Origin of the sequence: Arthrobacter rhizophilus, assembly GCF_026241105.1 — a bacterium.
Lineage (GTDB): Bacteria > Actinomycetota > Actinomycetes > Actinomycetales > Micrococcaceae > Arthrobacter.
In genome coordinates this window covers 454,525-476,262 of sequence record NZ_JAPFFT010000001.1, presented here as the reverse complement: position 1 = coordinate 476,262, position 21,738 = coordinate 454,525, and the positions used below count along the sequence as shown (strand labels likewise).

Annotated in this window: 22 protein-coding genes; 1 reads left to right on the top strand and 21 read right to left on the bottom strand. The window is 62.7% G+C overall.

The window, feature by feature from the left end; translation table 11 throughout:
* Nucleotides 1–45: 45 nt before the first annotated feature.
* From OOZ51_RS02135 to OOZ51_RS02080, 12 genes are all read right to left on the bottom strand, one after another.
* Nucleotides 46–477, bottom strand: a complete 432-nt coding sequence (locus tag OOZ51_RS02135; protein ID WP_265977231.1) for a DUF2550 domain-containing protein — start codon at nt 475–477, stop codon at nt 46–48.
* Between the two features lie 10 nt (nt 478–487).
* Nucleotides 488–772, bottom strand: coding sequence for a F0F1 ATP synthase subunit epsilon (locus tag OOZ51_RS02130; RefSeq protein ID WP_184737143.1), 285 nt, complete (start codon nt 770–772; stop codon nt 488–490).
* A gap of 1 nt (nt 773) precedes the next feature.
* The gene (gene atpD / locus OOZ51_RS02125; protein ID WP_265977230.1) at nt 774–2,228 is read right to left on the bottom strand and encodes a F0F1 ATP synthase subunit beta; all 1,455 of its coding nucleotides are present in this window, start codon (nt 2,226–2,228) and stop codon (nt 774–776) included.
* 86 nt (nt 2,229–2,314) lie between these two features.
* On the bottom strand, nt 2,315–3,202 hold the full coding sequence (locus OOZ51_RS02120) for a F0F1 ATP synthase subunit gamma (RefSeq protein ID WP_265977229.1): 888 nt from the start codon (nt 3,200–3,202) through the stop codon (nt 2,315–2,317).
* 91 nt (nt 3,203–3,293) lie between these two features.
* Complete coding sequence (gene atpA, locus OOZ51_RS02115) at nt 3,294–4,931, bottom strand: F0F1 ATP synthase subunit alpha (protein ID WP_265977309.1); 1,638 nt, start codon at nt 4,929–4,931, stop codon at nt 3,294–3,296.
* 83 nt (nt 4,932–5,014) lie between these two features.
* On the bottom strand, nt 5,015–5,842 hold the full coding sequence (locus OOZ51_RS02110) for a F0F1 ATP synthase subunit delta (protein ID WP_265977228.1): 828 nt from the start codon (nt 5,840–5,842) through the stop codon (nt 5,015–5,017).
* Entirely contained in the window at nt 5,842–6,402 is a 561-nt protein-coding gene (locus OOZ51_RS02105) for a F0F1 ATP synthase subunit B (protein WP_265977227.1), read from the bottom strand. Before OOZ51_RS02105 ends, OOZ51_RS02110 begins: the two co-directional genes overlap by 1 nt.
* A 54-nt stretch (nt 6,403–6,456) precedes the next feature.
* Nucleotides 6,457–6,675, bottom strand: a complete 219-nt coding sequence (atpE, locus tag OOZ51_RS02100) for an ATP synthase F0 subunit C (protein ID WP_028264751.1) — start codon at nt 6,673–6,675, stop codon at nt 6,457–6,459.
* Between the two features lie 81 nt (nt 6,676–6,756).
* Nucleotides 6,757–7,557 carry a F0F1 ATP synthase subunit A gene (gene atpB, locus OOZ51_RS02095; RefSeq protein WP_236811724.1) on the bottom strand — a complete coding sequence of 267 codons (801 nt, stop codon included), beginning with the start codon at nt 7,555–7,557 and terminating at the stop codon, nt 6,757–6,759.
* Between the two features lie 81 nt (nt 7,558–7,638).
* On the bottom strand, nt 7,639–7,977 hold the full coding sequence (locus tag OOZ51_RS02090; RefSeq protein ID WP_416346333.1) for a hypothetical protein: 339 nt from the start codon (nt 7,975–7,977) through the stop codon (nt 7,639–7,641).
* Nucleotides 7,964–8,452, bottom strand: coding sequence for a Cg1360 family ATP-synthase-associated protein (locus OOZ51_RS02085; RefSeq protein WP_265977226.1), 489 nt, complete (start codon nt 8,450–8,452; stop codon nt 7,964–7,966). The genes OOZ51_RS02090 and OOZ51_RS02085 overlap by 14 nt, the downstream gene beginning before the upstream one ends.
* Before the next feature lie 127 nt (nt 8,453–8,579).
* Complete coding sequence (locus OOZ51_RS02080; RefSeq protein ID WP_265977225.1) at nt 8,580–9,689, bottom strand: MraY family glycosyltransferase; 1,110 nt, start codon at nt 9,687–9,689, stop codon at nt 8,580–8,582.
* Nucleotides 9,690–9,899: 210 nt separating this feature from the next.
* Between OOZ51_RS02080 and OOZ51_RS02075 the strand changes: the two genes are divergently transcribed.
* Nucleotides 9,900–10,796, top strand: a complete 897-nt coding sequence (locus OOZ51_RS02075; protein WP_265977224.1) for a glycosyltransferase — start codon at nt 9,900–9,902, stop codon at nt 10,794–10,796.
* Here OOZ51_RS02075 and OOZ51_RS02070 read toward each other — a convergent pair.
* The 9 genes from OOZ51_RS02070 to lysA form a co-directional block, all read right to left on the bottom strand.
* Complete coding sequence (locus OOZ51_RS02070; RefSeq protein WP_265977223.1) at nt 10,793–11,584, bottom strand: WecB/TagA/CpsF family glycosyltransferase; 792 nt, start codon at nt 11,582–11,584, stop codon at nt 10,793–10,795. The two genes, OOZ51_RS02075 and OOZ51_RS02070, sit on opposite strands and share 4 nt — an antisense overlap.
* Nucleotides 11,581–12,306, bottom strand: a complete 726-nt coding sequence (locus tag OOZ51_RS02065) for an L-threonylcarbamoyladenylate synthase (protein ID WP_265977222.1) — start codon at nt 12,304–12,306, stop codon at nt 11,581–11,583. The genes OOZ51_RS02070 and OOZ51_RS02065 overlap by 4 nt, the downstream gene beginning before the upstream one ends.
* A gap of 12 nt (nt 12,307–12,318) precedes the next feature.
* Entirely contained in the window at nt 12,319–13,191 is an 873-nt protein-coding gene (gene prmC / locus OOZ51_RS02060; protein ID WP_265977221.1) for a peptide chain release factor N(5)-glutamine methyltransferase, read from the bottom strand.
* An 18-nt stretch (nt 13,192–13,209) separates the two neighbouring features.
* Nucleotides 13,210–14,283, bottom strand: a complete 1,074-nt coding sequence (gene prfA, locus OOZ51_RS02055; protein WP_265977220.1) for a peptide chain release factor 1 — start codon at nt 14,281–14,283, stop codon at nt 13,210–13,212.
* 177 nt (nt 14,284–14,460) lie between these two features.
* Complete coding sequence (rho, locus tag OOZ51_RS02050) at nt 14,461–16,563, bottom strand: transcription termination factor Rho (protein WP_265977219.1); 2,103 nt, start codon at nt 16,561–16,563, stop codon at nt 14,461–14,463.
* Nucleotides 16,564–16,864: 301 nt separating this feature from the next.
* Nucleotides 16,865–17,839, bottom strand: a complete 975-nt coding sequence (gene thrB / locus OOZ51_RS02045) for a homoserine kinase (RefSeq protein ID WP_265977218.1) — start codon at nt 17,837–17,839, stop codon at nt 16,865–16,867.
* A 2-nt stretch (nt 17,840–17,841) separates the two neighbouring features.
* Nucleotides 17,842–18,948 carry a threonine synthase gene (gene thrC / locus OOZ51_RS02040; protein ID WP_265977217.1) on the bottom strand — a complete coding sequence of 369 codons (1,107 nt, stop codon included), beginning with the start codon at nt 18,946–18,948 and terminating at the stop codon, nt 17,842–17,844.
* On the bottom strand, nt 18,949–20,271 hold the full coding sequence (locus OOZ51_RS02035; RefSeq protein WP_265977216.1) for a homoserine dehydrogenase: 1,323 nt from the start codon (nt 20,269–20,271) through the stop codon (nt 18,949–18,951). It lies immediately after the preceding gene.
* A complete protein-coding gene (gene lysA / locus OOZ51_RS02030) occupies nt 20,264–21,733 on the bottom strand; it encodes a diaminopimelate decarboxylase (RefSeq protein ID WP_265977215.1) in 1,470 nt (489 codons plus the stop codon). The genes OOZ51_RS02035 and lysA overlap by 8 nt, the downstream gene beginning before the upstream one ends.
* Between the last annotated feature and the right edge of the window lie 5 nt (nt 21,734–21,738).

The window sequence follows — 21,738 nt, the reverse complement described above, 5'->3', positions numbered from 1 at the left end:
ATGGACCATCAACAAGGCTTAATTTGTCAAGAAAGTCCACAGTCCTCAGCGCCAGGTGCCGACGCCCACCACGGGGCCGGCTTCCAGCCAGGAAGACAACCCGGCGTAGGCATCAAATCTCATCGCGAGCATGAACCGCTGGCCTTCATGCTGGAGTTCTACGACCACGACGTCGGGCTGCAGCCTCGTCAGTTCTTCTTCGGTTGGCTTCCGGCGACCCAGGAGTTCCAAGGAGCTGCGCCGAAAGCTGTGCCTCGGACGGAAGCTGAGGGAGAGCAAACGGAACCACTCGAGGTCCGAGTCCTGATAACGACAAACCCCCATCCGCCAGCTGTTTCCAGCCATGCAAATGGAGGCGTCGACCGTGCCCAGGGCGCGCCGCAAATTGAAGCGGCGCACCCCTACGAGGCACAGTATAAAAATCAGCAACGTAAACGCCGTTGCCAAGGCGATGAACGGAATAGCAGAATCGTCCATCAAGGTCTTGCTATCGGATCCCCGCAGTAGCTGCTTCGCCCAGCTGGGCGTTGTCAGCGACGATCACCACGCGGTTGTTGTCGACGGAGAAGAACCCGCCGTCCACAACTACCGACAAGCGGTCTCCGGAAACCGGCTCGATGGCCAGCTCGCCCTCGGCCAGGATGGCGAGGAGCGGCGAGTGGCCCGGCAGGATCCCGATTTCACCATCGCTGGTCCGGGCCTTGACCATCTTGGCCGCACCAGACCACACAAAGTGGTCCGCTGCGACAATCTCAACCTCGAGCTCAGCCATACTACTTGGTCTGTTCCTGGATCTTGGCCCACTGGCGCTCGACGTCATCCAGGCCGCCGACGTTGAAGAACGCCTGCTCTGCGATGTGGTCCAGCTCGCCGTCGCAGATAGCCGTGAAGCCTTCCACGGTGTCCTTGATGGACACGGTGGAGCCCTCGACGCCGGTGAACTGCTTGGCGGTGTAGGTGTTCTGGGACAGGAACTGCTGGATGCGGCGTGCACGAGACACGACGATCTTGTCTTCTTCGGACAGTTCGTCAACACCGAGGATGGCGATGATGTCCTGGAGTTCCTTGTTCTTCTGCAGGATCTGCTTCACGCGGACAGCCGTGTTGTAGTGGTCCTTGCCGATGTACTGCGGGTCCAGGATGCGGGACGTCGACGTCAGCGGGTCAACGGCCGGGTACAGACCACGGGATGCGATTTCACGGGAAAGTTCCGTGGTCGCGTCGAGGTGTGCGAAGGTCGTTGCCGGAGCCGGGTCGGTGTAGTCATCTGCGGGCACGTAGATGGCCTGCATCGACGTGATCGAGTGCCCCTTGGTCGAGGTGATGCGTTCCTGCAGGAGGCCCATCTCGTCGGCGAGGTTCGGCTGGTAACCAACTGCGGACGGCATGCGGCCGAGCAGGGTGGAGACCTCGGAACCGGCCTGGGTGAAGCGGAAGATGTTGTCGATGAAGAGCAGCACGTCCTGGTTCTGCACATCGCGGAAGTACTCCGCCATTGTGAGCGCAGACAGGGCGACCCTCAGGCGCGTTCCCGGCGGCTCGTCCATCTGGCCGAACACAAGGGCGGTGTCCTTGAGGACGCCTGCCTCTTCCATTTCAACCCAAAGGTCGTTGCCTTCACGGGTACGCTCGCCAACACCGGCGAACACCGAAGTACCACCGAAGTTACGGGCAACACGGGTGATCATTTCCTGGATCAGGACGGTCTTGCCGACACCGGCGCCACCGAACAGACCGATCTTTCCACCCTTGATGTACGGGGTGAGAAGGTCAATGACCTTGATACCGGTCTCGAGCATCTCCGTGGAGCCCTCGAGGGATGCGAAGGCGGGAGCCTTGCGGTGGATCGGCCAGTAAGCGTCAGCCTTGATCTCGGACTCGTCAACGTCAAGCGGCTTGCCAAGGACGTTGAAGATGTGGCCCTTGACTCCGTCGCCTACAGGCACGGAGATCGGGGCACCGGTGTCCTGCACGGACGTGCCGCGGACAAGTCCGTCGGTGGCCTGCAGGGCGATGGCGCGGACGAGGTTGTCACCCAGGTGCTGGGAGGTCTCGAACGTGATGGTCTTGGTCTCACCGTTGAGAGTGATCTCAGTGGTAAGCGCATGGTAGATCGACGGGATTGCGTCAGCCGGGAATTCGACGTCGACAACCGGGCCAATGACACGGGCAATACGGCCGGTGGCGCCGGCCGTTGCAGCTGCGTGCTCGGTAGCGGTGGCAGTCATCTCTCTCACTTCACTCAGTAGATGGCGTGGGGTTAAGTTTATCTATTTGGTGCAGGTGCAGCTTGCGCCGAACCAGACACCGGCGGCTACGCGCTCAGGGCGTCGGCGCCGGCCACGATTTCGGAAAGCTCCTGCGTGATCTCAGCCTGGCGGGCCGTGTTGCGCAGACGCGTGTACTTCTTGATCAGATCGGTCGCGTTGTCGCCTGCCGACTTCATTGCACGCTGGCGGGCGGCGAGCTCGGAAGCTGCTGCCTGCAGCATTGCTGCGAAGATGCGGGACTCGATGTAACGCGGCAGCAGTGCGTCAAGCACTTGCTCCGATTCTGGTTCAAATTCGTACAGAGGCAGAAGCTCGGACTCACTGACCGTCTGCTCTTCAACTTCGAGCGGCAGCAGACGAACAACTGTGGGTTCCTGCGTCACCATCGACTTGAAGCGGGTGTAAACGACGTGGATCTCGTCCACGCCACCCTCAGCGAAGTCATTGGCGAACTCTTCGAGAAGAGCGGCACCGACTTCCCTTGCAGTCTTGAATTCCGGTGCGTCCGTTCCGCCGGTCCATACGCGGGAGTACGAACGGTTGCGGAAGTCGAAGTATGCCTGGGCCTTACGGCCAACCAGGTAGGTCTTGACTTCCTTGCCCTCTGCTCGGAGAAGTTCGTTGAGTCCTTCGGCCTGCTTGAGCACGCTCGCCGAGTAAGAACCAGCCAGGCCACGGTCCGAGGTGATAACCAGGACGGCGGCACGGCGGATCTGTTCCGGCTCGGTGACGAGCGGGTGATCGATTTCGCTCTGGCTTGCGACAGCAGAAACGGCACGGGTGATCGCGTTTGCGTAAGGCAGTGAAGCTGCCAAGCGGGCGCGGGCCTTACCGATGCGCGAGGTAGCGATCAGTTCCATCGCCTTGAAGATCTTGCGCATCGACGTCGTCGAGCTGATCTTCTGGCGGTAGACCCGGATCTGGGCTCCCATACATTTCCTTTCCTAAGATCCCGATGGATCAGCGGCTAAGGCTTGGCGAAGGCCCCGGGCCTGCGTTTACGCAGGCCCGGGAACCAATGCTCTAGCGCTTCTGCTTGACGATCTTTTCCTGGTCGACTTCGCCGCCGGAGATCGCTTCGTGCTCTTCGTGTCCGGCACCAACCAAGAGGTTGTCGCCTTCGCCGAAGAAGCCCTTCTTGAAGGCAACGATGGCGGTCTTCAGCGCTTCAGCGGTGTCGTCGTCCAGGACGTTGGTCTGCGCCAGCGTGGTCAGGATGGAGGACTTGTGCTTGAGGTGCTCCAGGAACTCGGACTCGAATCGGCTGACATCCTCAACCGGAACATCGTCCAAGTAGCCCTTTGTACCGGCCCAGATGGACACAACCTGGTCCTCGACCGGGAACGGCGAGTACTGGCCCTGCTTGAGCAGTTCCATCAGGCGGGCACCGCGGGTCAGCTGCTGGCGGGAAGCCGCGTCAAGGTCGGACGCGAACATCGCGAACGCCTGCATGTCGCGGTACTGTGCCAGGTCCAGTTTCAAGGTACCGGAGACCTTCTTCATCGACTTGACCTGCGCCGCACCACCAACGCGGGACACGGACACACCGACGTCAACAGCGGGGCGCTGGTTGGCGTTGAAGAGGTCCGACTGCAGGAAGATCTGGCCATCAGTGATGGAGATGACGTTGGTCGGGATGTAGGCCGAGACGTCGTTTGCCTTGGTTTCGACGATCGGGAGTCCGGTCATCGAGCCCGCGCCCAGCTCGTCGGAGAGCTTGGCACAACGCTCGAGGAGACGGGAGTGCAAGTAGAAAACGTCACCAGGGTACGCTTCGCGTCCCGGCGGGCGGCGGAGCAGCAGGGAAACTGCGCGGTAGGCTTCAGCCTGCTTCGACAGGTCATCGAAGATCACCAACACGTGCTTGCCGCCGTACATCCAGTGCTGGCCGATGGCCGAGCCTGCGTACGGAGCCAAGTACTTGAAGCCAGCCGGGTCAGATGCCGGCGAAGCCACGATGGTGGTGTATTCCAGCGCACCGTGGTCTTCCAAGGTCTGGCGGACAGCCGCGATGGTGGAAGCCTTCTGGCCGACGCCGACGTAAACGCAGCGGACCTGCTTGGTCACATCGCCCGAAGCCCAGTTGGCCTTTTGGTTGATGATGGTGTCCACGGCGATGGCGGTCTTGCCGGTCTGGCGGTCACCGATGATCAGCTGACGCTGGCCACGGCCGATCGGAATCATGGCGTCGATAGCCTTGAGACCGGTCTGCATGGGCTCGTGAACCGACTTGCGCTGGGTCACGCCCGGAGCCTGGAGTTCCAGTGCGCGGGTGGTCTCGGCCTTGATCTCGCCGAGGTCATCGATCGGCTGGCCCAAGGGGTCAACCACGCGGCCCAGGAAGGCGTCGCCTACCGGGACGGACAGGATTTCACCGGTGCGGTGGACTTCCTGACCTTCTTCGATACCGGTGAAGTCGCCGAGGATGATGACGCCGATTTCGCGGACGTCGAGGTTCTGGGCCAAGCCCAGGGTGCCGTCTTCGAAGCGAAGCAGCTCGTTCGCCATGACCGAGGGAAGGCCCTCAACACGGGCGATGCCGTCACTTGCGGCGGTCACGCGGCCGACCTCTACGCGCTCTGCGTTTCCGGGTTCGTAGGACGCCGCGAACTCGTTCAACGCATTACGGACGTCGTCGGCGTTGATGGTCAATTCGGCCATCTGCAGTCCCTGCTCTCCTGTTTTCGTGATCATCGTTGCTCACGATGACCGGTGTTTGTATCAGTTAAGTTGTGCTTGTCTGGCTAGCCAGCGAGTTGCCGGCGGAGCTCGGACAGGCGGGCTACGACGGAAGCGTCAAGCACTTCGTCGCCCACCTGGACCCGGATTCCACCGATCAACGTCGGATCAACGCTGACGTTGACCTTCAGCTCGCGGCCGTAGAGGGCATCAAGCCCCGCCTGCAGACGGCTGGCCTGCGCATCCGTCAACGGACGGGTAACGCGGACAGTTGCGATCCAGCGCTGCTGGCGCTTGGCTGCAAGCTTGGCGAAGTTGTCGATGAGCTTGCTCGGCTTGACGCCGCGCGGCTGCGACACGGCCTGGCCGATGAGAAGTTGGGCTTCCGGGCTTGCGCCAGGAACCAGCTTCCCGGCCAGGCTGATCTTGGCCGCAGCACTTGCCTGCGACTCTCCCAGAGCACGTTGTACCTCGTGGCTGGAAGCAACGGTCTGGTTGAAAGCAAACAGATCGTTTTCCAGCTCTTCCAGCCCCGTGATTCCGGAGGCAGAAACGGCCGACTTGTTTTCAGCCACGGCGATAACCACCGTGGCGGCAAGAGTCTCGAGTGCATCGCCGATATCGCGTGCCGACGCCCAGCGTGAGCTGGCCAATCCGCTCGCAATTTCCGCAGCATCAGCGGAGACTTTCCCGCCAACCAGCTGCTTGACCAGCGCCGACTTTTCTTCTCCACTACGGGAAGGGTCAGTCAGGGCGCGGCGCAAGCCAGCCGAGCTGTCCACCGTTCCCAGGATTCCGAAGAGGTCCTTAGCCAACTGCAGCGAGGCCGTTGGAAGCGTAGCTTCCAACTGCTCCAGCGCTTTGGTCAGCGATTCGCTCGATACACCTGCCATTACTTAGCTGCACCTGCGCTCTGGGTCTCCAGATCTGCGAGGAAGCGGTCCACCACGCGGGCGGCACGCTCGTCATCGCTGAGCGATTCGCCAACGATGCGCTCAGCCAAAGTCGTGGCCAAGGTGCCCACCTCGGAACGCAGGGAGACAACAGCTGCCTGACGCTCCGATTCGATCTGGGCATGCGCCTGCTCGGTGATGCGTGCTGACTCGGCTGCTGCCTTGGTCTTCAGCTCCGCGAGGATCTGGGCACCTTCGGCACGAGCTTCTTCGCGAATGCGGTTAGCCTCGGCACGGGCATCGTGGAGCTGCTGCTTGTACTCTTCGAGAGCTGCAGAAGCTTCAGCCTGGGCCTTTTCAGCCTTGGCAATGCCGCCCTCAATCGCCTCTGCGCGCTCGGCAAAAGTCTTCTCGAACATCGGGACAACAAACTTGACCACGATGTAAAAGAGGACAGCAAAGCCAGCGAGGACGACGCCCATTTCCCAAGGGTTGGGAACGAGCGGATTAGCCGACTCGGCGGCGCCTTGAGCGGCGGCTGAGATGATCTGCTGATTCATGTTTCACCCGTCCTTATCTACTCGGTTCTGAATGTTCGCTTGGTTCTTAGCGGTTTACTTGAGAACGAAAGCGAAGACCAGGCCGAGGATGGCGAGGGCTTCCGTCAGAGCCAGACCAAGGAACGCGATCGGCTGGAGCACGCGCTGGGCTTCCGGCTGACGTGCAACACCGTTGATGTAAGCAGCAAATACGAGACCCACACCGATACCACCGCCGATTGCGGAGAGACCGTAGCCAATGAGGTTAAGGGAGCCGTTGATATCGCCGTTCATTGTTTTCCTTTCAAGATGCCGCACTCGCGGCAGGTTGTTTGGTTTGCTTCAACCCCCGAGGGGGAAGATTAAGGGTTGTGCCTAGTGGCTGTCCGCGTGGAGCGCGCCTTCGATGTAGATCGCAGTCAGAAGGGTGAAGACGTACGCCTGCAGCACCATGATCAGGGCCTCGAGCATGTACATGGCGACGGCGCCAACGAGTACCAGCACGGATGCGCCCTTGAGAAGGACGTTTTCCTGCATCACAAGGAACTCAATGCCGGAGCCGGCGATCATCACAATAAGGTGCCCTGCCATCATGGTGGCGAAGAGACGGAGGCTGTGGGTGACCGGGCGGACCATGAAGTTGGAGATGATTTCGATCGGCACGACGATCGGCAGGATGTACCACGGAACACCGGAAGGAACAGTGGCCAGCTTGAAGTACTTCAGGCCGTTCTTCTTGATGCCGATGCCGATCCAGGTGACATACACGACTGCGGCCAGCACATAGGCCCCGCCGACGTGCGAGAAGCTCGGAAGCTGGATCACGGGAATGGCGCCGTAGATGTTGTTCACCAGGATGAAGAAGAACAGGGAGAACAAGAGCGGCACGAACTTCATGAAGTCGCGGCCGCCGATAATGTCCTTGGCGATGCTGTTGCGGACGAAGCCGTAGGCCATCTCGCCTGCGAACTGCAGCTTGCCGGGAACCAGCTGCTGCTTGCGCGCGGCGAGAATGAAGAATGTAGCGATAAGGACGACCGACAGGATCACCAGCAACATCTGCTTGGAGAAGCCATCGCTCGCACCCCACGGCAGGATAGCCGGCAGGTGCATTTGGTCGATTCCGGGAGGAGTGAAGGTCCCTGAATCCTGGGCCGGGAGCGCAAGCGCGATCAACGCGTTTCCTCTCTGCAGTGTCCATCATTGGGCGTTGTTGAGGATCCGGCCGCGTTTCTTGCAGCCATTTCCCGTGTGAAATTATTTGGCATTACTGTGCCCGTCCTGGGACGGACCACTGTCTGCTTTGCTCTCACTGGAAGACGAGCGCTGACTAGTGAGGCCGTGCATATGGGAAAGATAGAACCCTCCTGCGGCTCCAAGCAGAGCGCCAAGGAGCACAATCCAGTGAGTCCCCCACAGATTATCCAGACCCCAGCCTATCAAACTCCAGACTATGATTCCGCCAACAATGTAGCTGAAGACGGCAATACCGGCGTTGTATCCGCCGTCGCTTCCGTCGCTCGCGGACTCAGTGGAATCGCCGGGTTTTAGGGCATTGGGCGTGGCGGACTGTGGCTGGTTCTTAGGAGTGAACATCGTCGCCTCCTTTGCCTGCTGCGGGGTCGTTATATATCTGGAGCCGGGCCTTGCTGAAGCCGTAGATTTCGGCGGCTTGCCACGAGACAACGGCGACGACGGCGCCAATCACGAACCAGCGACCGTGCAGCCATGCGGGGGCTCCGAAGACGAACAGCACCGCGGCAAAGCCCACCACCTTGACAAAGTAGCTGCCAACGAAGAGGCCGACGGCGCCGGAGGGATTGTCACGGCCAACAAAATGGCCGATCAGCAGGCTGATGGCAAAAAAGGCCATCACCAGCGCCCCGCCGAACGCGACGGAAAGAACTCCCAGGCCACCGTTCATGACCGCCGCAATAACGGACGTTGCCGCGAGAGCCGCGACCGCCGCCGTCGAGCTGAGGAAAAGAAGCCGCAGCCACAGCGAAGAACTGGAGCGGGAGACAGCAACGCCGTTCGAGTCGGACTGTTGTCCGCCGGCGTTGGAGGTCATGGGGATGCCAATCGTCGTGGCAAAGATGCCAAAGTCTCAAAAGGGTGGGTGCACGGGCGAGTGACTGTCCGCCCTAAAATTCTACATGAGATAGAACTGTGATGTTAACGCCCTTGTCACACACCGTCTACCGGGTGGCGCGTCCGCCGCGGGCGAAGTACGGCCAAGCTGTCACGCCGGCCATGATCAGCGCGGCCACGATGTCCACCGTGAGAACCATCTGCCAGGGGAAAACAGCGAAGGCCAGGCCTCCGAACGCCAGGATGCAGGTCCACACGTACATCATGAGCACTGCCGTCCGGTGTGTGTGACCAAGCTCTATGAGCTTGTGGTGCAGGTGTCCTCGGTCGGCCGACCACGGCGATTGCCCACGTGCAGTCCGCCGCAACACCGCCAGCCCGAGGTCCAACAACGGCAGCGAGAGAATCGCGAACGGCAGCAGGATGGGGACGATCGTAGGAATACCGTTGGCACGGTCGTAAAGCCCGGAGCTGATCTGGCCCGTGGATACCACACCGGCCGAGGCCATCACGAGGCCCAAAAGCATGGCGCCTGAGTCGCCCATGAAGATCTTGGCCGGGAACCAGTTGTGTGGCAGGAATCCGATGCAGCAACCCACGATGATCGCCATCAGCAGCGCCGCCAGGTCCGAGCGGTCCGTGAGTGTCGCATTGCGGTGGACCCAGTAGGCCGTCAGGAAAAACGCAACCCCGCCAATCGCAGCAACACCCGCAGCCAAGCCATCGAGTCCGTCGATGAAGTTGACGGCATTCATGGTGGTCACAATGAGGAGGGCAGTCAGAACGACACGCAGTGGTTCGGACTCAATCCGGATGGGCTCCGGAACAAACGGAATCACTGACATCTGCACGCCCCAGACCGCAACGATCGTGCCGGCTGTGCACTGGCCGATCAGTTTGACCCACCATCGGATGTCCATCACGTCGTCGGCAACACCGACCGCGACGATCACCAGGGCGCCGGCCAGTATCCCCCACGGCGCACCGTTCCCGTGGAAGATGTCTTTTACGAAAAACGAATTACTCGCGACGGCGAGGGCCACGGCAAAGCCTGCGAAAAGTCCCAGACCACCGAGTCGGGAGATCGGCACCGAGTGCATATCGCGGCTGCGGATGGGGGCAAACAGCCGAAGTTTGTTCCCCATCTGGCGGGCTACCCAGGTTGCAAGATAGGACACGACGGCAGCCGTGAGCATCATGAGTGAGTACATGATCACGTGGCGGCTCCTGTTGGCGGTGGTGGATTTCGTCCCCGGCGAATAGCTGCCGGCACGTCACCCGCAACACCTCTGCGCACCGCCGAATATTGCTGTACTACAGTTGGACTCTGTCAAGATACTAGCGGCAACGGCGGCTTTGCTCCGTTTCACGCGCCCCTAGGGCGAGCCGGGAGGACCCTCCCCGCTACTGCCCGGAAGGAACCCTACATGACTGTCTCCGTTGCCGTTGCGGCTGTGACCTTTGACCGCCCCGGAGAGCTCGCGGTCCTGCTCGACGCTGTCAACAAGCAGTCCATAGCGGTGGACACCATCTGTCTCGTGGACAGCGGTACAACCCCTTCGCGGGAGCTCGCATCAAGCCACCCGAACGTGGACTACGTTCGCTCCGAGGCCAACCTGGGCGGGGCGGGCGGCTTCGCACTCGCGATCCTCAAGGCAGTGGCCAGCGGCGCTGAATGGGTCTGGATCATGGACGATGACGCCGAACCAGGCGATCCAGAATGCCTCGAAACCCTGGTTCACGAAGCGGAAGCCCGGGGACTGGATGCCGTGGTCCCGCTCGTCGTGGCTCCCGGCCACCCGGACAAGCTCTCCTTCTTCTTCCGGATCGACGGCAAAGTGACCCACGACCGTTCCGAGGTCGAGAAGGCCGGGTTCCTGCCCGACGTCGGGCACTTCTTCAACGGGGCCCTCATCCGCTCCAGCGTCTTCTTCAAAGTGGGAGTGCCGGATATCCGGCTGTTCATCCGCGGCGATGAAGTGGACTTCATGATCCGCCTCAGGAAAGCGGGGATACGCTTCGGTACGGTCGCCACGGCGTGGATCACCCACCCGCACGCGTTTTCCGAGACCAAGCACGTCTTTGGGGCGCGCTGGCATGTGATCGTGCCGGATTCGGCGTTCAAGCGCTACTTCTACTACCGCAACCGCGGCTATTTGATCCGCCGGTATCGGCGCGGCAAGTCCATGGTGGCCGATGTCGGAGGCTACCTGGGCTACTTCCTTCCCCGCGGTGACTTCCGCGGGCTCGCCGAGTGGTTCCGGGCATTCTCAGCCGGTTTGCGCAACAAGGGCTTTGGCCCGCTGGAGGACCAGAAGTTCTAGCGGCCCGGCGGTGTGCTGTTCTTACGAGAGAGCCGACGGCGGACCAGCAGGCCGAGTAGCACCCACGGCTCGCCGAAGACCCGGTACGCGACGCGCCCCGGATGCAGGACAAGTCGCCAAGCCCATTCAAGCCCGAGGCGGCCGAGCCAGCGTGGAGCAAGCTTCTGGAGCCCCGCCAACTGCTCGATAGCCCCGCCGACGGTGCAGTAGACGGCGGGCGGAAGCTCGTCCAGCCGCCGGTGCAAGACGGACTCCTGCAGCGGCATTCCCAGGCCAAGAAGCACCAGCTGGGGACGGAACTCCGCAAGCCAGGCAACGGCGGCCTCCTCGCTGGAGTTGTCCCAGTTCTCACCAGGCCGGCCAGAGACCTCGGCACCAGGCACGATCCCGCTTAGCCGTTCTACCGTCTTGGCGTTGGCCTCGGGCCCCGCCCCGACGACGGCGATCCGGCGTAGTCCCTCGACGCCGCCTAGCGCCGGCACCCAGTCAGTGGATCCCAAGCGGTATTCCATCAGCCCTGGGCTGTCGCTCCGTGAGTCTCCACGGTGGCCAAGTCCCCAAAGCATGGCGACAGGCGCTCCATCCAAGAGGACTACATCGCTGCGCTCATAGAGGTGGCGGAAATCCGGACTCGAATGAAACAGCGTGACGCTGTGCAGGTTGTGCCCAAGAACCACCTTGGTGGTGCCATCCGAAACGAACCCGCTCATGGCCTCGATAAGTTCGTCCGTGCACAGGGCAGTGACGTCCACGTCCAGAAGGGGAACACGATCCCGGACCAGGCTCATTCGGCCCTGATCTCGTCCGACTCCGGCTCAGGCTCAGGCTCCGTGACCGGCTCAGGCACGGCTTCGCCGAGCGCCAACACGCCGGGAACCACCTCGCGGAGGCGTTCCAGGGCAACAGCACCGTCGCGGACCACCCGGAGCGGCAGTGTGGTGGCGTCAACAATGGTGGAGGCTACGGACTCGGTTCCTTCGACAGGACGGAACCCGCCCTCGAGGTACACCTCGACCGATTCGGCAAGCTGGGTCCTCGCCTCGGCAGCTGTCTGCGCGGCGGGTTGACCGGTGCGATTGGCCGAAGACACCGCCAGCGGACCTGTGCGGCTGAGCAGTTCAAGCGCAATTTCGTCGTCCGGCATGCGCAGGGCCACGGTTCCTCGGGTCTCCCCCAGGTCCCAGTCCAAGGATGGCTGGGCGTGGAAGATCAGCGTCAGGCCGCCAGGCCAGAAGGCGTCTGCCAGTTTACGGGCGTCTTCCGAGACATCGGTTGCCAGCCCGTCCAGCGCATTGAGCCGTGGGATCAGTACGGGGGGCGGCATATGCCGGCCGCGGCCTTTCGAGACAAGCAGCATGGTCACGGCCTGGGGTGAGAACGCGTCCGCGGCAATGCCGTAGACGGTGTCCGTCGGCATGACGACACACTTTTTCTCGTTGATGGCGCGCTGCGCATGCTCCAGGCCTTCGGCGCGTTGTTCCTCTGACGTGCAGTTGTAGCTTGTGGTCACAGCGCTATTCTTTCATTTCCCGGAGGCAGCGATTGCCAACACTGCGCTCGTGGCACGTTCCTTGTCGTTGAGATCAAGGTGAGTAGTGACTTCCATCCAGCAGCCGGCGGCCTTCAGGTGTTCGGCAATCCAACCTGCCTGCACCTCTGCGTGCTCCATGACGAAGAAGCCACCGGGCTTCAGGAGCCGGGCAGCCGAGGCGGCAGCCGCCGTCGGAAGCTCCATCCCATCCGCTCCCCCGCCGTACAGCGCCTCGGGCGGATCGTGGAGTGCCACTTCAGGTTCGTTCGGAATTGCTTCAGCGGGGATGTAAGGCGGATTGGAAACGACGACGTCGAAAGTTCCGTTCTGTTCGGGCAAGGCGTTGCGGAGGTCGCCTTGCACGAGCTTCACACCCAGTGGCTTCAGGTTCCTGGAGGCCCAGGCATGGGCGAACGTGCTGAATTCGACGGCGTGGACCTCGGCCCCAGGCACTTCATGGGCGATCGAACCAGCAATAGCACCGGAGCCGGTGCCAAGATCCACAACCTTCGGGTGCGGGAGTCCCTGGAGGTGGTCGATGACCAACTGGACGACGGATTCCGTTTCCGGCCGCGGAATGAACACGCCAGGGCCCACGGCCAGCGTGAGGTAGCGGAAGTGCGCGACGCCGGTGATGTGTTGCAGCGGAACGCGCTGTGCACGCTCCGCCACCAGGTCCGCATAGCCCTCAGGAGCGGCAGAATCGCCGAGCAGCATGGCACGCAAGCGCCCAAGGCCGACACCCAGGAGATGTTCGGCGAGGAGCTCGGCGTCCACGCGCGGAGTGGGCACACCGGCGTCGGACAGGATAGCGGTCGCCTCGCGGACAGCGTCAGCCAGGCTCTGGCCAGGAAAGAGCGTCATGAATTTCCCTGCAGGCTGTTACTCGCCCAGGGCATCCAGGCGTGATTGTTCGTCCATCTCGATGGCCGATTGGATGACCGGCTCGAGGTCGCCGTTCATGACGGCGTCGAGGTTGTAGGCCTTGTAGCCGGTTCGGTGGTCGGCAATCCGATTTTCCGGGAAGTTGTACGTGCGGATGCGCTCCGAACGGTCCATGGTGCGGATCTGCGACTTGCGCTGGGCCGAGTTCTCGGCATCGATCTGCTCCTGCTGATGGGCGAGGATGCGGGCGCGCAGGACGCGCATGCCGGCTTCCCTGTTCTGCAGCTGGGATTTTTCGTTCTGCATTGCCACCACGATGCCCGTGGGAAGGTGGGTGATGCGGACTGCCGAGTCTGTAGTGTTGACGGACTGGCCGCCAGGACCCGAGGACCTGTAAACGTCGATCTTGAGGTCGTTCTGGTTGATTTCGAGCTCTTCGGGCTCGTCCACTTCCGGGAGCACCAGTACACCGGCCGCCGAGGTGTGAATACGGCCTTGGGACTCGGTGACGGGGACGCGCTGGACGCGGTGCACGCCACCCTCGAACTTCAGCCGGGCGTAGACACCTTCGGCAGGATCGTTCGAATTGCCCTTGACGGCCATCTGGACGTCCTTGTAGCCGCCAAGGTCCGATTCCGTGGCCGATATAAGCTCGGTCTTCCAGCCGCGCGACTCCGCATAACGCATGTACATGCGCAGCAGGTCCCCGGCGAAGAGGGCAGCTTCGTCGCCGCCTTCACCACCCTTGACCTCAAGAATGACGTTGCGGGCGTCGTCGGGATCGCGAGGAATCAGCAGCCGACGCAATTTCTCCTGGGCTGCCGGAAGCTTCGCCTCAATCTCGCCGACCTCAGCAGCAAATTCAGCGTCCTCGGAAGCCATTTCCTTAGCCGCTTCAAGATCGTCCATGAGCCCGCGCCAACGGTTGTACGCTTCCACGATGCCCTGCAACTGGGCAGAACGCCGCCCCAACTTGCGGGCCATGGACTGGTCGGCATAAACAGCAGGATCACTCAACTGCGCCTGAATGGCAGCATGCTCGTCAAGCAATCCCTGTACGGACTCAAACATTTCAAAACCTCTTTCGACTTGTACAAGTCTAATAACTGCAACACGGGGTCACTTACGGCCCATGCCGGGGGCCTGAATGGGCCGTATCTGACCCCGCGTTGCAACGAGAAGGGGCGGGGGCGGAACATCCGCGCGGCACAAACCGCACGAACGAACCAGCACCCGCCCCTAAAACAGCTATTTGTCGTTATCCGACTTGGCTCCAAGAGTCGTCTTCTGTACCTGCATCAGGAATTCGACGTTGCTCCCGGTCTCCCGGATCTTGTTGGTCAGGAGTTCAAGGCTCTGCTGCGTCTCGAGTCCGGACAGGACACGGCGCAGCTTCCACATGATCTTGACTTCTTCGGCCGAAAGCAGGTTCTCTTCGCGACGGGTACCCGAAGCGTTGACGTCCACGGCCGGGAAGATGCGCTTGTCCGCCAGCTGGCGGGACAGGCGGAGCTCCATGTTGCCCGTGCCCTTGAACTCTTCGAAGATAACCTCGTCCATCTTGGAACCGGTCTCCACGAGCGCGGTTGCCAAGATAGTCAGCGAGCCACCGTTTTCGATGTTGCGCGCAGCACCGAAGAAGCGTTTCGGCGGGTAGAGCGCAGCGGAGTCGACGCCACCGGACAGGATGCGGCCGGAGGCCGGTGCTGCCAGGTTGTAGGCGCGGCCCAGGCGGGTCATGGAGTCCAGGAGGACCACCACGTCCATGCCCATTTCCACGAGGCGCTTGGCGCGTTCGATGGAAAGCTCGGCAACCGTGGTGTGGTCATCGGCGGGACGGTCGAAGGTGGAGGCAATGACCTCACCCTTGACGGTGCGCTGCATGTCCGTGACTTCTTCGGGACGTTCGTCAACCAGCACCATCATGAGGTGGACCTCAGGGTTGTTGGTGGTGATCGCGTTTGCGATGGACTGCAGGATGAGCGTCTTGCCGGCCTTGGGCGGGGAGACGATCAGGCCGCGCTGGCCCTTGCCGATCGGGGCCACGAGGTCGATGACGCGCGGGCCGATCTTCTTGGGATCCGTTTCGAGGCGCAAGCGCTCGGACGGGTACAGCGGGACGAGCTTTGCGAATTCGACGCGGTCCTTGAGCTCTTCAGGCGTCTTGCCGTTGACCGACGTGACGCGGACAAGTGCGTTGAACTTCTGGCGCGCGGTCTGCTGGCTGCGGTCCTCGCCGTCACGCGGGGCGCGGATTGCGCCGACCACGGCGTCACCCTTGCGCAGGTTGTACTTCTTAACCTGGGCGAGGGACACATAAACGTCGTTGGGACCGGGCAGGTAACCGGAAGTGCGGATGAACGCGTAGTTCTCCAGCACGTCCAGGATGCCGGCAACAGGCAGCAGGACGTCATCCTCGGTGACCTCGACGTCGTCGACGTCGGGGCCCTGGCCGCGGCCGCGACGGCGTTCGTTGCGGTCGCGGAAGCGGTCGCTGCGGGTGTTTCCTTCGCGGTTGTCCCGGCCGTCGCGGTTGTCCTGCGGACCCGGACGATCGTTGCGGTCGCGGCGGTTGCGACGATTGCGGCGGTTGCCGGTGTCATCGCCGTCGTTAGTGTCTTCGCGGCGGGTACGGGTGCTGTCGCGGCGATCGCGCTGGGCGGGTTCGCCGGCTTCGGCCGAAGCCTGCTCACCTTGGCGCGGCTGGGCCTGACGCTGATCGGCCTGACGCTGATCGGTTTGACGCTGTTCCACGCGGGGCTGTTCAGCCTGGGGCTGCTCGGCCGGACGGGTCTCACTGGCTTCTCCGGCCTCAGCAGGAGCTGCTGCCGCCTCGCCGCGACGACGATTGCGTGTGCGGGGCTGGCGGCGTTCACCGACGGCCTCGCTTGCTTCGGCTACAGGAGCAGCAGGAGCTTCGGCGGCAGGGGCGGGAGCCTCCACGGTTTCCGTGGCAGCAGGAGCGGCGACGACGCCGTCGCTCGTGGCGCGGCGGCTTCGTCCACGGCCACGTGCCCGGGTGCCTTCCTGCGCAGGAGCTTCGGTGGATACTGCGGCAGGTGCGGCAGAGTCCTCAACTTTTGCTGCTGCAGGCGAGGCCTTTGGTGCTACGGCTTTGGCCGCGGCAGGAGCCTTGCTAGTGGTTGCGCCGGCACGGTGGGCTGAGATAGCCGAAACCAAGTCCCCCTTGCGCATCCGGGATCCGCCCGAAATGCCCAGCTGACTGGCGAGAGCCTGGAGCTGCGCGAGCTTGAGGCCTGCAAGGCCGCTGCTCTTGGCGGTTGCGGCCGTTGATTCAGCTGCAGAAGATGTTGTGTCCACAGCTGAAGCCAGCTCAGTGGTTTCTGTCACGAAGGATCCTTCCCCCTCGACGGCGTCCAGACCTAGAGCTGGACGCGATGATTTGTTCTGGACTGCAGTTCAGATCTGCAGCCGTGATTTCGGTCTTGCCGGTTTAGTTTCAGCAGGGCCGGATACTGATACGTCTTCGATGCTCCGGCGGGCGGGGCGCGGGCTGACGGTCCGGGTAACAGAAAGGGTTCTGTGGCACCTGCGACAGGCCGATAAGGAGACGGCACCGGCAGACTTCGACACAGTAGGAGACGGGAACGGCGTTATGCCGGGATCCAATGTCAGGGAACTGCCCGCGGTTCTACCGCCGGTGCAAGTCCACTCTAGCACCTTCAACGTCCACTGCCAGTGTCATCACGCGCCAAGAAACGTCCGGTGTGTTGTCCGCAGTGAAAGAGGCAATGAAATCCGTAATCGCTTCTGCCTCGTCCGAGCCGTTTGCCAATGCCAGAACCGTAGGGCCTGCGCCGGAAACAACCGCCGCATGGCCCGAAGACCGCAGAGCCGCAATCAGCGCCGCGCTGGGCCGCATGGCCTCGGCGCGGTAGCTCTGGTGCAGGTAGTCCTCGGTGCCGGGAAGCAGGAAACGGGGCTGCGCAGTCAAGGCGTGGATCAAGAGCGCGGCGCGTCCTGAGTTCATGGCTGCGGCGTGATGGCCGATGGAAGCCGGAAGCAGGCCGCGGGCTGTCTCGGTGGACAGTTCGTAGTCGGGCACGGCGACGATGGGGATGACGGTCGGAACCACTTCCGCACGCGTGCTGCTGTACTGCTCGCTGTCCTGCCATGACAAGGCCAGTCCGCCGAAAATCGCCGGTGCGACGTTGTCCGGGTGGCCTTCCATCTCGCTCGTGAGTTGCAGGATCCACTCACGGTCACGTTGGGCGGATTCGGGTACCAGGGCATTGGCTGCCGTAACGGCCGCAACCACTGCCGACGCCGAGGAACCGAGTCCACGGCCATGCGGGTTGACGTTGTCCGCGGTGATCTTCAGGCCGTTGTGCCGGAAGCCGAGGCGTTCCAGGGCCGTGTTGATGGCGCGAACCACAAGGTGGGTGGCATCACGGGGAAGACTGTCTGCCCCCTCACCGGAGAGCTCGAACTCGAGCTCTCCGGTGGTGAGCGTTTCGACGGTCAGGGTGTCGTAGATCGACAATGCCAGGCCGAGGCTGTCGTAGCCGGGGCCCAGGTTGGCGCTGGTGCCCGGGACCTTGACGGTCAGCTGCTGGCCTGCCGCGACAAGCTCAAGTCCGGTCGCGGTGGGCTGCGTGGTTTCCACTCTTAGCTTTCTTCCAGTCCCAGTTCAGCTGCAACAGTCACGACGTCGTTCGGTACCTTGACGGGCTGGACTTCACTGCCGTCTTCGGTACGGAGGGCCCACTGCGGGTCCTTGAGTCCGTGTCCGGTGACCGTGATGACGATCGTCTTTCCGGAGGGAACTTCGCCTGCGGCGTGCTTTTTGATGAGGCCGGCGACGCCCGCCGCGGAGCCGGGTTCGACGAAGACCCCTTCCTTGGCGGAAAGCCAGCGGTGTGCGTCGAGGATCTCTTCGTCAGTCACGGCGTCGATGAAGCCACCGGATTCATCGCGTGCCGCGATCGCAGTGTCCCAGGACGCCGGGTTTCCGATGCGGATTGCCGTGGCGATGGTGTCCGGTTCGGTGATCGGGTGGCCCGCCACGAACGGTGCAGCACCTGCGGCCTGGAAGCCCCACATGGCCGGTGTTTTGGTGGAGACGGCGGGAAGGGTACCGGCGGTTGCGGACTCGAAGGGCGCGGAGTACTCCTTGTAGCCCTTCCAGTACGCGCTGATGTTGCCTGCGTTGCCTACCGGCAGGACGTGGATGTCCGGAGCGTCGCCGAGGGCGTCGACAATTTCGAAGGCACCGGTCTTTTGCCCCTGGATACGGGCGGGGTTGACCGAGTTCACGAGGAACACCGGATACGACTCACCGAGCTTGCGGGCGATGTCCAAGCAGTTGTCGAAGTTGCCATCCACCTGGAGGAGCGTGGCGCCATGTGCGATCGCTTGGCTGAGCTTGCCCATGGAGATCTTGCCTTCGGGAACCAGCACGGCGCACTTCAACCCGGCGGCAGTGGCGTACGCAGCGGCCGAAGCCGAGGTGTTGCCCGTGGATGCGCAGACAACTGCCTTGGCGCCTGCTTCGACAGCTGCCGTCATGGCCATGGTCATTCCGCGGTCCTTGAAGGACCCGGTGGGGTTCATGCCCTCCACCTTCAAGTACACGGTGGATCCAGTGAGCTCGGAGAGCTTCTGCGCGTGGACGAGCGGTGTTCCGCCCTCACCGAGGGTGATGACCTTCGTGGCTTCCGTTACAGGCAAACGATCAGCGTATTCGCGGATTACTCCGCGCCATTGGTGAGCCACTTAGACCCCTTCTACCCGCAGGACGGATGTCACAGAATTGATGACGTCCAGGCCCTTGATGGCCTCGACGGTTGCCGCGAGTGCGGCTTCGGATGCGCGGTGCGTGACGATCTTCAGCTCGGCCGACTCAACGTTCGAGGCTGCGTCACGGTGGATCGTCTGGCGCATGATTTCGATGGATACGCCGTGCTCCGCAAAGATATGGGTGATCCGGGCCAGCACACCGGCCTGGTCGGCAACGTCGAGGCCGATGTAGTAGCTGGTGTTCGAGGCATCAATCGACAACGCGGGCACGTGTCCGGTGGTGGTCTCGGTTCGACCGGGACCTCCGAGCACAACCCGCCGGGCAGCCGAGACGAGGTCGCCCAACACGGCAGACGCCGTCGGGGTTCCGCCGGCGCCTTGGCCGTAGAACATCAGCTCGCCGGCATTTTCGGCTTCGATGAAGACTGCGTTGAACGCACCGCGAACGGCCGCAAGCGGGTGTTCACGCGGCAGGAGGGTGGGGTGCACACGGACCGAGATGCCGCCGCCGTTACCGGGCTCCAAACTCTCGATCTTCTCGGCGATGGCGAGCAGCTTGATGACAAAGCCGGCTTCTTTCGCTGCCGCAATGTCGGCTGCGCTGACCTTGGTGATGCCTTCGCAGTAGACGTCTTCGAGCGCGAAACGCGTATGGAAGGACAAGGACGCGAGGATGGCAGCCTTGGCTGCGGCGTCGTGACCTTCGACGTCGGCGGTGGGGTCGGCTTCCGCGTAACCGAGGCGTTGGGCCTCAGCCAGGGCGTCGGCGAACTGTGCACCGGTGCTGTCCATTTGGTCGAGGATGAAGTTGGTGGTGCCGTTGACGATGCCCAGTACCCGGGTAATGCGGTCGCCGGAGAGGCTGTCGCGGATGGGGCGCAGGATCGGAATGGCTCCGGCGACGGCTGCTTCGTAGGAGAGCTGGACGCCGGCCTTGTCAGCCTCTTCGTAGAGCGTGGGACCGTCCTGTGCCAGCAGGGCCTTGTTGCCGGTGACGACGCAGGCGCCGTTCTGCATGGCAGCCAGGATGAGCGAACGGGCCGGCTCAATGCCGCCCATGAGCTCGATCACCAGATCCGCGTCCTTGACCAGGGTGTCGGCGTCGGTGGTGAAGAGTTCGCGCGGCAGCTCAACATCGCGCGGCGCGTCGACATTGCGCACGGCGATGCCGGACAACTCCAAGCGCGCACCACTGCGGGCCGCAAGGGCGTCGGCGTCGTCAAGGAGAATCCGCGCTACCTGGGCCCCAACATTGCCACAGCCCAGCAGGGCCACCTTCAGAGTTCGCACTTCAGACATTCGCCACTCCCATGTCGCGGTTCAAGAGATCTTCTTCGGTTTCCCCGCGGACGATCAGCCGGGCGGATCCATCGCGCACAGCGACAACGCCAGGCCTGGCCAGATAGTTGTAGTTGCTTGAGAGGGCCCAGCAGTAAGCGCCGGTCCCCGGTACAGCGAGAAGATCACCGGCTGCCACGTCTTCGGGCAGATATACATCTCTAACAACTATGTCGCCGCTCTCGCAATGTTTGCCCACCACTCGGGACAGTTGCGGGACGGCATCCGAGGCGCGCGAGGCGATAATGGCCGAATAATCCGCGTCGTACAGCACCGGACGGGCGTTGTCGCTCATGCCACCGTCCACCGACACATAGCGACGCGGGAACGTAACGTTTTCCTTGCCATCGGCATCTACAGGCGCATCCACGCGCACGGTCTTAAGCGTCCCGACCTCGTACAAGGTGAAGGTGCTGGTGCCCACGATCGCACGGCCGGGCTCAATCGAAATACGCGGCGACGTGATGCCCAGCTCAGCGCACTTTGAGCGTACGACGGCGGCCATCGCCTGCGCGATTTCGGCTGGCGGGCGCGGGGTGTCGGCCGGCGTATAGGCGATCCCGTAGCCACCGCCCAGGTCCAGTTCCGGCAAGACGATGGAGTACTTCTCCTGCATTGCGGCAAGGAATCCCAGGAGCTTTTCGGCCGCAACGGCGAACCCGTCCGGCTCGAAGATCTGCGAACCGATATGGCAGTGCAGGCCCAGGAGTTCCACGTTGGGGTAGGACGTAGCGGCCGCCACGGCTTCCTCCGCTGCCGAGAGGCCAACTGCCTCCGTGGAGTCTTCGGCCATGGAGAGCCCGAATTTTTGGTCCTCATGGGCCGTGGCAATGAATTCGTGGGTGTGGGCGTGGACACCTGGAGTCAGCCGCAGCATCACCTTCGCCGTTTCGCCGCGGCCGGAGGCTATCTTGGCCACCCGTTCGAGCTCGTCGAGGCTGTCCACCACAATGCGTCCGAGCTTCATGTCCAGTGCCCGGTTGATCTCGGCGTCGGACTTGTTGTTGCCATGCAGGCCCAAATTGGCGCCGCTGATGCCGGCGCGGGCCGCGACGGCGAGTTCTCCGCCGGAGCAGGTGTCCAGGCGCAGGCCTTCCTGGGCCACCCAGTTCGCCACGGCAGTGCACAGAAAGGACTTTCCGGCGTAGTAAACGTCCACTCCCCCGCAGATGTCGTCGAATGCTGCGTCGAAGGCATCCTTGAAGGAGCGGGCGCGGGCACGGAAATCGCCTTCGCTCATCACGAACAGCGGGGTGCCGAACTGCGCCTTGAGCTCGCTGACTGGAACGCCATCAATGGCGAGTTCGCCGTCGTCGGTCCTCTGGACGTCTTCGGCCCACATCGGCGCGTGAAGCGCGTTCACGTCCTCCGGTACTGCGAGCCACTCGGGGGCAAGGGGTGAGGCTGCGTCGCTATTCTGCACGCCAG